This window comes from Parabacteroides sp. ASF519, assembly GCF_000364265.2.
Taxonomy (GTDB): domain Bacteria; phylum Bacteroidota; class Bacteroidia; order Bacteroidales; family Tannerellaceae; genus Parabacteroides; species Parabacteroides goldsteinii.
The window spans coordinates 1,782,289-1,795,191 of sequence record NZ_AQFV02000006.1; the positions used below are offsets into that span (position 1 = coordinate 1,782,289).

Here is a 12,903-nt window from a genome sequence, read left to right on the forward strand (position 1 = left end):
TATCTATACAAGTGCTCTCTTTTGTTTTGTCTGAACTCTAAAAAAATCAATTTATTAATGGTTTAAACGGCTCTCTTGAGATAGGGAGCGCAATTTATTTACATATGAAACAAAGTAGATTCTTTTTGTTGATTGTCTGTGCTTTCCTGTGTGTGAATGTCGCTAGTGCGGCAAAGTGGAAAGCCAAACATGTCGTGTTGATCGGCCTCGACGGCTGGGGTGCTTATAGTGTGGAAAAGGCGGAGATGCCGACTGTCAAGAAGTTGATGGCGGATGGTTCTTATACGTTGAAGAAGAGAAGTGTATTGCCTTCTTCTAGTGCGGTCAACTGGGCATCCATGTTTATGGGGGCAGGACCGGAGATTCACGGGTTTACGGAGTGGGGTTCGGAAAAGCCGGAGCTTCCGTCGCGTGAGATCAGCCATTACGGTTTGTTCCCTTCTGTGTGGGGATTGTTCCGTGACGCTAATCCGGATGCGGAGATGGGATATATTTATGAATGGGGCGGCATGAAGTATCTGGCGGAAATGCAGGCGATGAATAAGGAAGTGAATATCGCTCCTTCTGAAAGCAATCCGCGGGGATGTACGGATGCGGTTGTCTCTTATATAAAGGAATCCCGTCCGGCTTTTGTCGGTATCATCTTTGAGCAGCCTGATGGCGTGGGGCATGGCGACGGACATGATACTCCGGCCTATTATACGAAGTTAAAAGAACTGGACGGATATATCGGCGAGATTGTAAAGGCTGTAGCCGATGCAGGCATGCTGGATGAAACGATCTTTATCGTTACTGCCGACCATGGCGGTATCAACAAAGGGCATGGCGGCAAGACTATGCAGGAAATGGAAACACCTTTCATTATCTCAGGTAAAAACGTAAAGAAAGGATATGAATTTACTGAAAGCATGATGCAGTTCGATGTCGCTTCGACAATCGCTTATATCTTTAACCTGAAACAACCTCAGGTTTGGATCGGAAGACCGATGAAACAGGTTTTTAAATAAGACGAATGCCGATAGCAGTTGGTTAGTAAAGTTCGGATAGTAGTCCGTGAAGGAATCGATAGTTACCCGTTGGAAGGCCGGTAACTATCGATTTTTGTTTTCCTGCTGTCCCTAATAATGAAATTGAAATAGCTTGTCTCCCTGTATTTGTTTATCTTTGCACGAAATAAGACAGTAAACATTATATGACGAAAGATATAACACCCGAATATGTGCTTGGTGACCTGCGTTATCTGCAATTGCTGGCACGTAGTTTCCCGACTGTTGCGGATGCCAGTACAGAGATCATCAACCTGGAGGCGATCCTGAACTTACCGAAGGGTACGGAGCATTTCCTGTCTGATATTCACGGAGAACATCAGGCGTTCAATCATGTGCTGAAAAATGCCTCCGGAGCGATCAAGCGTAAAGTGAATGAGATATTCAGCAATACATTGCGCGATTACGAGAAGAAAGAACTCTGTACGCTGATCTATTACCCGGAACAGAAACTGGAACTGGTCAGCTCGAAGGAACCCGATCTGGACGACTGGTATCTGATCACCTTGAACCAACTGGTGAGGGTGTGCCGTAATGTATCGTCCAAATATACCCGCTCGAAAGTGCGCAAGGCATTACCGAAAGAGTTCTCCTATATCATCCAGGAGTTGCTGCATGAGTCGTCGGTCGAGCCGAATAAGTCGGCCTATGTGGACCAGATTATCAAAACGATTATCTCGACCGGGCGGGCAAACGATTTTATTATCGCCATGTGTAACCTGATACAGCGGCTGACGATCGACCTGCTGCATGTGATCGGCGATATCTACGATCGTGGCCCGGGAGCACATATCATTATGGATACGCTTTGCGACTACCATCATTTCGATATCCAGTGGGGTAACCACGATGTCCTGTGGATGGGGGCGGCCTCGGGCAACCTGGGGAGCATCGCCAATGTGATCCGCATGTGCCTCCGTTTCGGTAACCTGGCAACCCTGGAGGATGGCTATGGCATCAACCTGCTACCTCTGGCTACCTTTGCAATGGATATTTATGGCGACGATCCCTGCGAATTGTTCATGCCGAAGACTAATGGGGCCGACTCGGCTTTCGACGAAAAGACGATCCGCCTGATCTCGCAGATGCACAAGGCAATAACGATCATCCAGTTCAAGCTGGAAGGGGATATTATCCGCCGCCGCCCCGAATTCGATATGGACGACCGCCTGCTGTTACACCATATCGACCTGAAACGCGGGACCATCCATCTGGACGGGAAAGAATATGAACTGAAAGACAAAAACTGGCCTACCATCAACCCGAAAGACCCGTACGCGCTGTCTATCGAGGAGGAAGACCTGATGCACCGCATGCTCCACTCGTTCGAATGCAGCGAGAAGCTGAAGAAACATATGCGTTGCCTCTTCCGGCATGGCAGTATGTATCAGGTTTGTAACTCCAACCTGCTGTTTCATGCCTCTGTCCCGATGAACGCCGACGGAACGTTGAAGAACATTTGTATCGAAGGGCAGGAATACAAGGGTAAGGCTTTGCTGGATAAGGTCGACCAGTTGATCCGTACCGCTTATTTCGATTCGGAAGGCTCTCCGGAGAAGGACTTTGCCCTCGATTACATCTGGTATCTTTGGGGAGGAAAAGACTCTCCTTTGTTCGACAAGAGCAAGATGGCAACCTTCGAACGGGCTTTTATCGATGATAAAGAGGTGCAGAAGGAAGAGAAAGGGGCGTATTATACCCTGCGTGAAGAAGAAAAGGTATGCGATATGATACTGGACGAGTTCGGGGTGACCGGGCCTCACCGCCATATCATCAACGGTCATGTGCCTGTCCGCTCCATCCAGGGAGAAAACCCGATCAAGGCAAACGGCAAGTTGCTGGTTATCGACGGCGGTTTCTCCAGACCTTACCATCCCGAGACCGGTATTGCCGGTTATACGCTGGTTTATCATTCCCGCGGTTTCCAGTTGGTACAGCACGAACCGTTCCTGTCTACCGACCAGGCAATCAAGGAAGGCCGTGATATCCGTTCCACCACGATTGTGGTCGAGTTGAGCTCTCACCGCCAGATGGTGAAAGATACCGATAAAGGCGCCGACCTGCAACGCCAGATTCATGACCTGGAAAAGTTGCTGTATGCCTACCGCAACGGATTTATCAAAGAGAAGGAACGGAGTGAGTATTGAATATAGAAATATTTGAACCTACTTTTCCCTTGATGGAAAAGTAGTCAAAAGATCAAGGCTTAACCGGCTTCACTGCTCCGGTGAAAGACTTCGCTGAAAAATCCGAAACTCGCTTCGCTCAGACAACGGATTTTTTTAACCGCTTCGTCTTCCCCCTACGCGGACGTTCACCCGCTTAGGCCTTTTCAAGGAAGCTGTGCTTCCTCTTAGGATGGCCGATACCGGTACTTATAGAACAAAAACTTGCGGATTTAACAGGTAGTATCGGCAATCTTAAGAGAACGCAAAGCGTTCTACGAAAGGCCTCATCTGGTGAGCGTAAAGCGAAGCATCCGTAGTGAGCGCCCGGAGGCTGTGCTGTTTGAGCGTAGCGAGTTCACAGACGACAGCGAACGTAGGATGCGGAGTAGCGAAGCGGATGCAGCCTTGAACTTTTGGTTACTTTTCTTTCAAGAGAAAAGTAACATTCAAAACTGATAAGATGTGAAACTCTCAAATAGGATAATAACTAAATAGAAATGTTTAAACAAATCGCTTTACCATACTTCCTCTTGCCGCTTCTCCTGGCCCTACTTTTTATGGGAGGCCTGGTGTACGGTGCCGTTTCCATCCCGCTGGAGAGCGTGATCGATATCCTTCTGGGGAAAGACGTGGGCCGGCCCGCCTGGCAGAATATCATCTTGCAATCCCGTTTCCCGCAGGCGGTTACGGCTTTGCTTGCCGGAGCCTCGCTGGCTACCAGCGGCCTGTTATTGCAGACTCTGTTCCGTAACCCGCTGGCAGGCCCTTCCATCCTGGGGATCAGCGACGGGGCAAACCTGGGAGTCGCGGCCATCATGCTCTATTTCGGCGGGACGCTCAGTATGGTGACGGAGTTGCCCATCAGCGGTTACCTGGCGGTTATTATCGCTGCCTTTGCCGGTGCCGCTTGTATCCTGGGACTGATCATCTGGTTTTCGGCAAAGGTGAAGAGCAATGTCATGCTGCTGATCATCGGTATCATGATCGGTTACCTGGCCTCTTCCCTGATCTCCGTCCTGAATTACTATGCCTCGACGGATAAGGTGCACGCCTTCGTCATGTGGGGCCTCGGCAATTTCTCCGGCGTATCGCTGATGCAACTGCCTTATTTCCTCCTGTTCACGTTGACCGGACTGCTGCTGGCAATCCTCTTGATAAAGCCGTTGAACGCCCTGCTGCTGGGCGAAATGTACGCGGCCAACCTGGGGATCAAGATCAAGCGGACCCGTATTGCCATCCTGTTCTGTACCGGTTTACTGACGGCTACGACGACCGCTTTCTGTGGCCCGATCTCCTTCATCGGACTTGCCGTGCCGCATATCGCCCGTCTGATGCTGGGTTCGTCCAACCATAAGATGCTGGTGCCCGTCACGATGCTTGCCGGTTCCTGTATCGCCCTGTTGTGTAATATACTGATGGTGATGCCCGGAACCAATAATATACTCCCGTTGAATGCCGTAACCCCCATGCTGGGTGCGCCGGTCATTATTTATGTGATTGTGAATCGTAAAAATATCCAATACTTCGACTGATGAATATGCAAGAACCTGTAATAGAAGCCAGCCGCCTCAGTATTGGCTACCTGCTGAAAGGCGGAAAGCGCAAGGTCATCCATGACGACCTGAACCTGCGCCTGCAACCGGGCGAAGTCACCTGCCTTCTCGGACTGAACGGTGCCGGAAAGTCAACGTTGCTGCGCACGCTCTGCGGTTTCCAGCCTCCCTTGAGCGGCGAGATCCGCCTGATGGGAAAACCGTTGTCTTCCTACTCTCAAAGCAACTTTTCACTGACGGTAGGTGTTGTACTGACGGAAAAGACGAATGCGGGCGGCATCACCGTTTACGAACTGGTGTCTTTGGGCCGTCATCCGTACACCGGTTTCTTCGGACAGTTGAAGAAAACCGATAGGGAGATTATCGAACAATCGCTGACGGCAGCCGGCATTGCCCATAAAGCACAAAACTACGTATCCGAACTGAGCGACGGAGAACGGCAGAAGGCCATGATCGCCAAAGCCCTGGCACAACAATGCCCGATCATCCTGCTGGACGAGCCGACAGCATTCCTCGACGTCACCAGCCGGATCGAGACCATGGTGTTGCTGCATAAACTGGCCGTAGAACAACATAAAGCGATTCTGCTCTCCACCCACGACCTCGACCTGGCGATCCAGATGGGCGATTGCCTCTGGCTACAGGAAAAAGGCCGTCCGATGGCGTGCGGTACGCCCGAAGACCTGATCCTGAGCGGCGCCTTCGAGTCTTTCTTCGGAAAAGAAGGGATTGTTTTCGATCCGTCAACCGGAAAACTGAATACGAAGGCACCCGTCGAACCGATAGGAGTGGAGGGCGACTTCCTTGTTTCCTATTGGGTAGGCAATGCTATGATCCGTAACGGCTTCCGTCCTTCGGCAGTGAAAGACGGACAGCTCAATATCAACTGCCTCGACGCCCGTCATCTGTCGCTGACCCTGCCCGGAGGCGAGGTGAAGGTATTATCCGGGGTGGCGGCACTGGTCGAAACGATAAGGCGGCACTGGGCGGGACGGTAAGGGCGGGGTTCGCACCACCCCGGTGGTGCTGACTGCCTCATCGGGATGGTGCTGACTGCCTCATCGGGATGGTGTTGGCTACCTCATCCCGGTGGTGTGAATAGCATCATCCCGATGGTGCACTACCGGAACAACAGGGGGAGCTATATGCTATCCCGTTCCCGTGCTTGACACGGGATCGCAAAGGCATAGACCGTATCCTGTATTTATCATCTGATGCAGTCAGTTTTTCTGCGTCCCCGTGTCAAGCACGGGGACAGGGCTGAACCAGATATAAATTCAAAACAATTTCTAAATAGAACGAAAGTATAACAAGATAAGTGTAGATGAATTATGGCAAATGAAATAATCGGACGGCTGGAGAACGAGAAAGTGAGCCGCCTGCTGTTGCAGTATGCTATCCCGGCGGTGATCGGGACGATGGTAAATGCTTTGTATAATATTGTGGACCGTGTCTTTATCGGTCAGGGAGTCGGTGCGCTGGCTATTGCCGGACTGACGCTGACCTTCCCGATCCTGCTCTTCTTGCAGGCATTCGGTATGCTGGTGGGGGCAGGTGCGGCTACCCGTGTCTCCATCCATCTGGGGCGGAAAGCAAACGAGATGGCGGAAAAGGTCCTGGGAAATGCCTTTACGCTGACATTCATTATTACGATCATCACGGTCGTTCCCTGTATGATCTGGATGGAAGACCTCCTGCTGGCCTTTGGCGGAAGCGAACAAACGATTCCTTATGCCAAAGACTACCTGAATATTGTGGTCCCCGGAACGATCCTGACTTCGCTCAGCTTTGGTTTCAACGCTGTCATGCGTGCATCCGGCTATCCGAAGAAGGCCATGTTTACCATGCTGATCGGAGCGATAGCCAACGTGATACTCGACCCGATCTTTATCTTCTGGCTGGATATGGGTATCCGGGGAGCAGCTATTGCAACGATCATCTCCATGCTGCTCAGTACCCTGTTCGTCATGAACCATTTTATTCAGAAAGACAGCATTGTCCGTTTCCATAAAGGCACTTTCAAACTGGAACGCCATGTGGTATGGAATATCCTGACGATCGGTGTTTCGCCTTTCGCCATGCAGTTGGCGGGCAGCTTGGTTGTCGTTATCCAGAACTACGCCTTGAAACAATATGGCGGCGACCTGGCTTTGGGGGCCAACGGTATCATCACCAGCGTCGGGATGCTTCTGGTGATGTTGATTATCGGTATTGCGCAGGGGATGCAGCCGATTGTCGGTTTCAACTATGGGGCCGGTCAGCATAAGCGTGTGCAGGATACCTTGTGGCTGGTGATTATCACATCGACTGTTATTATGGGGATCGGTTGTCTGTGCAGTGTCCTGTTTCCGGAAATAATAGCCCGGGCCTTTACCAACGACCCCGAACTGATTGAGGTGACGGCAAACGGTTTGCGTATCAGCCTGCTCGTTTTCGTGGTGGTCGGTTCGCAGATCTCCATTAGCCAGTTCTTCCAGAGTATCGGTATTGCCTGGAAAGCGATGTTCCTGAGTCTGAGCCGTCAGTGTCTTTTCCTGATTCCTGCCCTTTTGACATTCCCGCATGTGTGGGGACTGGACGGGGTGTGGTATGCATCACCGTTTTCAGACTTCATTGCGGCCGTAACTGCTTGGGGTTTCCTGTGGTACCATGTTAAAAACATAAAAAGTAAAGGGATAAATTGAACTTACCGGCACGTTATTTGTCTATATATACAAAAAGAGATATATTTGACGTGGATGGCCTGGCTAAGAAAAATGTACATTGATGTTTTAATCCGCGTTATCCGTATCATCCGCGTCAAAAATATCTCAGTATCCGATTAACAATTAAAAAGAATAGAAGTATGAAAAGAGTATTATTATTGCTAGCTGTCCTGCTGTTTAGTGCCGGTTCAGGGACAATGATGGCACAACAGGATAAAGCAGCCGAGAAAGCTGCCAAAAAAGCAGAGAAAGAAGCCCGTAAAGCAGCCGAAGAAGCTGAAAATATGGCATTGTTCGAACAAGCCGTCCAGGCTCTTAACGACAAGGACTTCGTGCTCGAAGCCGATCGTGTGGAATTTAAACGCGGACGTTTTGTTTATGTCACTCCGAGTACCAACTTCGTCTCTATGGATGGCAACCGCGCAACCATCCAGTTGGCATTCAACGGAGCTTATGCAGGTCCTAACGGCATCGGTGGAATCACTGTAGAAGGAAACGCTTCGAATGTGGAAATGAAGACCGATAAGAAAGGCAATATTACTTTCAGTATGATGGTACAAGGCGTAGCCGTTTCGGCAAACGTGACTTTCCGTATGGTGAAAGGTTCCAACAAATGTACGGCCACTGTCAGTCCTAACTTCAACAGCAACCGTATTTCATTCACCGGTACCCTGTATCCGACCGAACAGTCTAACGTGTTTAAGGGACGTTCCATTTAACGTAACAGATAACACAGATAACACAGATCGAGCAGATTGACGCAGATATTTTAATTAATAAATCTGTGTTCATCTGCTCGATCTATGTTATCTGCGTGCTATTTTGTATTTTAAACGATCACTCTGCCTGATTACTTCTTTATCTGGTCTACCGTGTGGAACAGCATGATCTGTAAAACCGGATTGGCATCGTCATCGAGTGTTTCGATCAGTTTTTTCAATTCGGCATCGCCATGTTTACCTTCGGCTTCCTGTAAGGCGTAGACCTGGCGGGTACGTACGGCAACGTTGCTATTCTGTGTTGTGCTCCAGTTGGTGATGTGCGGATAATCGTCCATCAGCGTCCAGTATGAATTGCCCGGATAGTCGGTCATCTTGTAGATCTGGTTGTCTTTCTTGTCATAGATGTAGTAATGCTCGTCGACATACGGCTTATACGAATGGCAACGCAGGATATAGAACATCAGGTAGCGCTCGGTCTCGATCGTCGGATGCACTTGGGCAAAAGTGGTTGGATATTTGCTTTGGTCGATGATACGCGGAATAACCTGCAAGTCTTGCCGGATTTCAAAGATGGTATCATTGCCCAAATTAGCCATAAAGGCCCCTTTAGGGCTCTTTACCAGGCTTCCGTAGGCCAGGCGCCCGTGGCTATCGTGAGGCAGTTGGGTTGGGAAGCGGATCGGTAATTTTTTTACCGTGCTTCCGTCTTCTTTGCGGACGACCGAATAGCGTGGACCTCCCGGATTGTATCTGAAATAATTGAGCAGGAGCGAGTCGTTGAGGATCGTGATCTCTTTCGCTTTGTTGAGGAAGGTACGTTTGAAGTTCCCTTCGAGGTCGTAGACATACGTGCATCCTTTCTTTAGGTTGGCATCCTGAACGAAGATCTCTTTCCGGAGGGTATCGACGGCATAGCTGCTTATATAGCTGTATTCGCCCGGTCCTCCGCCCTTATGGTCGATTTTCCGGACCAGGCTGCCGTCTCTTTTGAATATATAAATAGCCGCTTGCTCTTCTTGTGCGTAGATGAAGTCGTTAGTCAGCAAATATTCGTTGCCCTCGCATGTCCCGATTTGCCTCAGAAGCGTACTGTCGTTGGTCTCCAGTGGTATATACAACGCATCGGAGAGATCGCTCAGGCGGATATTCGTTTCCGGATAATTCTCTTCTACATTAAAAAAGATAGGTTTTTCTCCTTCATACCAGATGGGAGCGGCCGGCTGTATTGTTGTTTCTGCCGTTTCTTCTCCGTTATCCGGTTGTGCGGCGGAATCTTTTTTCGTACCTGAGCAACCGGTTGCCAGGAAAAAAGTAAAAAATAGAAGAGGTAATGTTTTCATGTTGTAGTCTGTTATAAAGTTGGCGTAATATAAGAATAAAGAAGAGTCAGGCAATGCCTATGGCCGTTTTTTATACTTATTCGTCTCGTATATAAAGATATTTTGTAGATTTGTTCTCATTTATTAATTCTATTTATTCAGTAATTATGCAATTATCAATCGACCAAAAAGACATAGACAAATTCATCATGATAGGCGACAAGGTGCTTATCAAGCCGAAGAATCCGCAGAGTCAGACTAAATCAGGCCTTTACCTGCCGCCCACCGTACAGCAGGAGAAGATACAAAGCGGCTATATCATCAAGGTAGGTCCCGGTTTTCCGCTACCTTCGCAGAAGGAAGAGCATGAAGTATGGGAGAAGAAGGAAGACGAAGCCGTCCATTATCTGCCTTTGCAGGCGCACGAAGGCGATCTGGCTGTTTATCTGCAGAATGCCGCCTACGAGATTAAGTTTAACGACGAAAAGTTCCTGATCGTGCCCCATTCGGCGATTTTAATGCTGCTTCGCGACGAAGGATTGTTCGAATAAAGCCTTTTTCTTTGGCAAAATACTAATAGATTCACTTTTTTGATATATTTTTGCAAGCAAATCAACAAAATAAACTATCAACAGTAGCGATTAGAATGAATAAAATTGTAAGTAAAGAACATTTCTCTGCCAATGTCGTGAAGCTGGAAGTGGAGGCTCCTCTGATTGCCCGCTCACGCAAAGCCGGTCACTTTGTGATCGTGAAGGTGGGAGAGAAAGGTGAACGTATCCCTTTAACCATTGCAGGTGCAGATACTCAGAAAGGAACCATCACACTTGTGATTCAGGCTGTAGGCGGTTCATCCAAGAAGATCTGCGATTTGAACGTAGGCGATTATATTACCGACCTGGTAGGTCCGCTGGGACAGGCTACCCATATCGAAAAGGTAGGTACCGTAGTTTGCGCCGGAGGTGGTGTAGGTGTAGCCCCGCTGCTGCCTATCGTTGAGGCTTTTCATAAGGCTGGCAACCGGGTGATCGTTGTTCTGGCGGCTCGTACGAAAGACCTGGTGATTCTGGAAGAACAGATGCGTGCAAACTCAGACGAAGTAATCGTTATGACCGACGACGGCTCATACGGTACCCAGGGACTGGTAACAAACGGCGTAGAAAGTGTCATCAACCGTGAGAAGGTAGACCTTTGTGTAACCATCGGCCCGGCCATCATGATGAAATTCGTTTCAGCCCTTACAAAGAAATATGAGATACCTACTGTCGCTTCGTTGAACACGATCATGGTAGACGGAACCGGCATGTGTGGTGCTTGCCGTATCACGGTAGGCGGAAAGACCAAGTTTGTCTGTGTGGACGGACCGGAGTTCGATGCCCACCAGGTTGATTTCGATGAGATGCTTATGCGTCTGGGTGCTTATAAAGATATTGAAAAGAAATAACCACTGAAACAAATGACAACAGCAGAATTAATTGCAGCCCGCCGTTCCGAACCCTGGAGAGAAGAACTGCGCAAAAGCAAAAAAAATAAAGAACGCACGGATATTCCCCGTGTAGAAATGAATGAACTGGATGCCGAATACCGTAGTCATACCCGCCTGGAAGAGGTGAACCTGGGATTGACGAAGGAACAGGCCATGCAGGAGGCACAACGTTGCCTCGACTGCCCGAATCCGACCTGTATGGAAGGCTGTCCGGTAAGTATCAATATCCCGACGTTTATCAAGAATATCGAACGGGGTGAATTTCTGGAAGCGGCTAGGGTCCTGAAAGAAACCAGTGCCCTGCCTGCCGTTTGCGGCCGTGTATGTCCGCAGGAAAAGCAGTGCGAAAGCAAATGTATCCACTTGAAGATGAAAAAGGCTCCTGTTGCTATCGGTTATCTGGAGCGTTTCGCAGCCGACTACGAACGGGAGAGCGGCAATATCTCCGTACCGGAGGTAGCAGAAAAGAACGGTATCAAGGTCGCCGTAATCGGTTCCGGTCCTGCCGGATTGTCTTTTGCCGGTGATATGGCAAAACGCGGATACGACGTGACGGTGTTCGAGGCGCTGCACGAGATTGGCGGCGTATTGAAATACGGTATTCCCGAATTCCGTTTGCCGAATAAGATTGTAGACGTGGAAATCGAAGGCCTGCGTAAGATGGGAGTGAAGTTCGTCACGAACTGCATCGTCGGAAAGACTATCAGTTATGACGACCTGCATGAAGAAGGCTTCAAAGGCTTCTTTGCAGCCAGCGGTGCCGGTCTGCCTAACTTTATGAATATACCGGGCGAAAACCTGATTGGTGTCATGTCGTCCAACGAATACCTGACACGTGTCAACCTGATGGATGCCGCCAATCCGGAGAGCGATACGCCGGTATTGCAAGGCAAGAAAGTGGCCGTAATCGGTGGTGGTAACACGGCGATGGACTCTGTACGTACAGCCCGCCGCCTGGGAGCCGAACGTGCTATGATTGTTTACCGTCGTAGCGAAGAGGAAATGCCTGCTCGTGTGGAAGAAGTAAAACATGCCAAGGAAGAAGGTGTGGAATTTATGACACTGCATAATCCTATCGAATATATCGGTGATGAAAGGGGACGTGTCAAACAGATGCGTTTGCAGAAGATGGAGCTGGGCGAACCGGATGCTTCCGGACGTCGTCGTCCGGTGGCTATCGAAGGAGCCATCGATACCATTGATGTGGACGAAGTAATCGTCAGCGTTGGTGTTTCTCCTAACCCGCTTATCCCGCGTGCCTTCAGCGGCCTGGAAGTAAGCAAATGGGGAACAATCGTAGTCGACCAGGATACCATGCGTTCCGCTTTGCCGGATGTATATGCTGGAGGCGATATCGTTCGTGGTGGTGCAACCGTAATCCTGGCCATGGGCGACGGTCGTAAGGCTGCTGCCGCGATGGATGCCGGCTTACAAGGAAAATAATCCGTATCTGATAAAGATAAGGCCCGGTCTGATTGCAGGTCGGGCTTTTTTATTGTTTGTGAAAAAAACGTCAAAATAACTGTTATAAGCCGAATTTTAAGCGCTTACATCCGAAATGTTATTGGAATGTTGAATTAATTCTTATATTTCCTCTATAAATAAACAAACGTGAGTTCGAAATAAGTACCATAACCTTCCTCAGAATAACAGTCAAGCCATGTTTAATAACATGTATGTGTAAAAATATAACAAAAAGTTTGTATTAAAGAAAAATAAACCTGTCCTTTGACGAAAAGATTTTAACTATGAAAAACACAAAGAGATAACATTGCCACAGTCTTGACTATGAAATGTATGATCTTTGGGAGGGAGTCTGTATAAGGGTCCCTTTTTTCTTATTATTTTCTGTGTAATAAAAGTTACACTAACCTTATTTCGAACTCCCGTTAAAATAAGATCAC

The 12,903-nt window shown here is 48.8% G+C and carries 11 protein-coding genes; 10 read left to right on the forward strand and 1 reads right to left on the reverse strand.

Annotation, left to right across the window (positions count from 1 at the left end; genetic code table 11):
* Positions 1–104: 104 nt before the first annotated feature.
* From C825_RS06880 to C825_RS06910, 7 genes are all read left to right on the forward strand, one after another.
* The gene (locus C825_RS06880) at positions 105–1,007 is read left to right on the forward strand and encodes an alkaline phosphatase family protein (protein WP_007655007.1); all 903 of its coding nucleotides are present in this window, start codon (positions 105–107) and stop codon (positions 1,005–1,007) included.
* 185 nt (positions 1,008–1,192) lie between these two features.
* A complete protein-coding gene (locus C825_RS06885) occupies positions 1,193–3,193 on the forward strand; it encodes a fructose-bisphosphatase class III (RefSeq protein ID WP_007655006.1) in 2,001 nt (666 codons plus the stop codon).
* A gap of 312 nt (positions 3,194–3,505) precedes the next feature.
* Positions 3,506–3,670 carry a hypothetical protein gene (locus tag C825_RS06890; RefSeq protein ID WP_154278477.1) on the forward strand — a complete coding sequence of 55 codons (165 nt, stop codon included), beginning with the start codon at positions 3,506–3,508 and terminating at the stop codon, positions 3,668–3,670.
* A gap of 41 nt (positions 3,671–3,711) precedes the next feature.
* Positions 3,712–4,746 (forward strand): iron chelate uptake ABC transporter family permease subunit, encoded by a 1,035-nt coding sequence (locus tag C825_RS06895; RefSeq protein ID WP_010801948.1) that lies wholly within the window; start codon positions 3,712–3,714, stop codon positions 4,744–4,746.
* Positions 4,746–5,765 carry an ABC transporter ATP-binding protein gene (locus tag C825_RS06900; protein ID WP_010801949.1) on the forward strand — a complete coding sequence of 340 codons (1,020 nt, stop codon included), beginning with the start codon at positions 4,746–4,748 and terminating at the stop codon, positions 5,763–5,765. The genes C825_RS06895 and C825_RS06900 overlap by 1 nt, the downstream gene beginning before the upstream one ends.
* A gap of 333 nt (positions 5,766–6,098) precedes the next feature.
* The gene (locus C825_RS06905) at positions 6,099–7,451 is read left to right on the forward strand and encodes an MATE family efflux transporter (protein ID WP_010801950.1); all 1,353 of its coding nucleotides are present in this window, start codon (positions 6,099–6,101) and stop codon (positions 7,449–7,451) included.
* Positions 7,452–7,612: 161 nt separating this feature from the next.
* A complete protein-coding gene (locus C825_RS06910; RefSeq protein ID WP_010801951.1) occupies positions 7,613–8,191 on the forward strand; it encodes a DUF4251 domain-containing protein in 579 nt (192 codons plus the stop codon).
* Positions 8,192–8,322: 131 nt separating this feature from the next.
* On the opposite strand, the gene C825_RS06915 is transcribed toward C825_RS06910, so the two are convergent.
* Positions 8,323–9,534, reverse strand: coding sequence for a DUF4934 domain-containing protein (locus C825_RS06915; protein WP_010801952.1), 1,212 nt, complete (start codon positions 9,532–9,534; stop codon positions 8,323–8,325).
* A gap of 146 nt (positions 9,535–9,680) precedes the next feature.
* Between C825_RS06915 and C825_RS06920 the strand changes: the two genes are divergently transcribed.
* The 3 genes from C825_RS06920 to gltA all read left to right on the forward strand — a co-directional run bounded on the left by C825_RS06920 (position 9,681) and on the right by gltA (position 12,442).
* On the forward strand, positions 9,681–10,064 hold the full coding sequence (locus C825_RS06920) for a co-chaperone GroES (RefSeq protein WP_007654999.1): 384 nt from the start codon (positions 9,681–9,683) through the stop codon (positions 10,062–10,064).
* Between the two features lie 95 nt (positions 10,065–10,159).
* Positions 10,160–10,957: a sulfide/dihydroorotate dehydrogenase-like FAD/NAD-binding protein gene (locus C825_RS06925; protein WP_010801953.1), complete on the forward strand. Its 798-nt coding sequence runs from the start codon at positions 10,160–10,162 to the stop codon at positions 10,955–10,957.
* Between the two features lie 12 nt (positions 10,958–10,969).
* Positions 10,970–12,442, forward strand: a complete 1,473-nt coding sequence (gene gltA / locus C825_RS06930) for an NADPH-dependent glutamate synthase (protein ID WP_010801954.1) — start codon at positions 10,970–10,972, stop codon at positions 12,440–12,442.
* Positions 12,443–12,903 lie beyond the last annotated feature (461 nt).

Excerpts from the sequence above, each read along its gene's own strand:
- C825_RS06880 (WP_007655007.1), top strand. The coding sequence starts at position 105 with ATGAAACAAAGTAGATTCTTTTTGTTGATTGTCTGTGCTTTCCTGTGT.
- C825_RS06885 (WP_007655006.1), top strand. The coding sequence starts at position 1,193 with ATGACGAAAGATATAACACCCGAATATGTGCTTGGTGACCTGCGTTAT.
- C825_RS06895 (WP_010801948.1), top strand. The coding sequence starts at position 3,712 with ATGTTTAAACAAATCGCTTTACCATACTTCCTCTTGCCGCTTCTCCTG.
- C825_RS06900 (WP_010801949.1), top strand. The coding sequence starts at position 4,746 with ATGAATATGCAAGAACCTGTAATAGAAGCCAGCCGCCTCAGTATTGGC.
- C825_RS06905 (WP_010801950.1), top strand. The coding sequence starts at position 6,099 with ATGGCAAATGAAATAATCGGACGGCTGGAGAACGAGAAAGTGAGCCGC.
- C825_RS06910 (WP_010801951.1), top strand. The coding sequence starts at position 7,613 with ATGAAAAGAGTATTATTATTGCTAGCTGTCCTGCTGTTTAGTGCCGGT.
- C825_RS06915 (WP_010801952.1), bottom strand. The coding sequence starts at position 9,534 with ATGAAAACATTACCTCTTCTATTTTTTACTTTTTTCCTGGCAACCGGT.
- C825_RS06920 (WP_007654999.1), top strand. The coding sequence starts at position 9,681 with ATGCAATTATCAATCGACCAAAAAGACATAGACAAATTCATCATGATA.
- C825_RS06925 (WP_010801953.1), top strand. The coding sequence starts at position 10,160 with ATGAATAAAATTGTAAGTAAAGAACATTTCTCTGCCAATGTCGTGAAG.
- gltA (WP_010801954.1), top strand. The coding sequence starts at position 10,970 with ATGACAACAGCAGAATTAATTGCAGCCCGCCGTTCCGAACCCTGGAGA.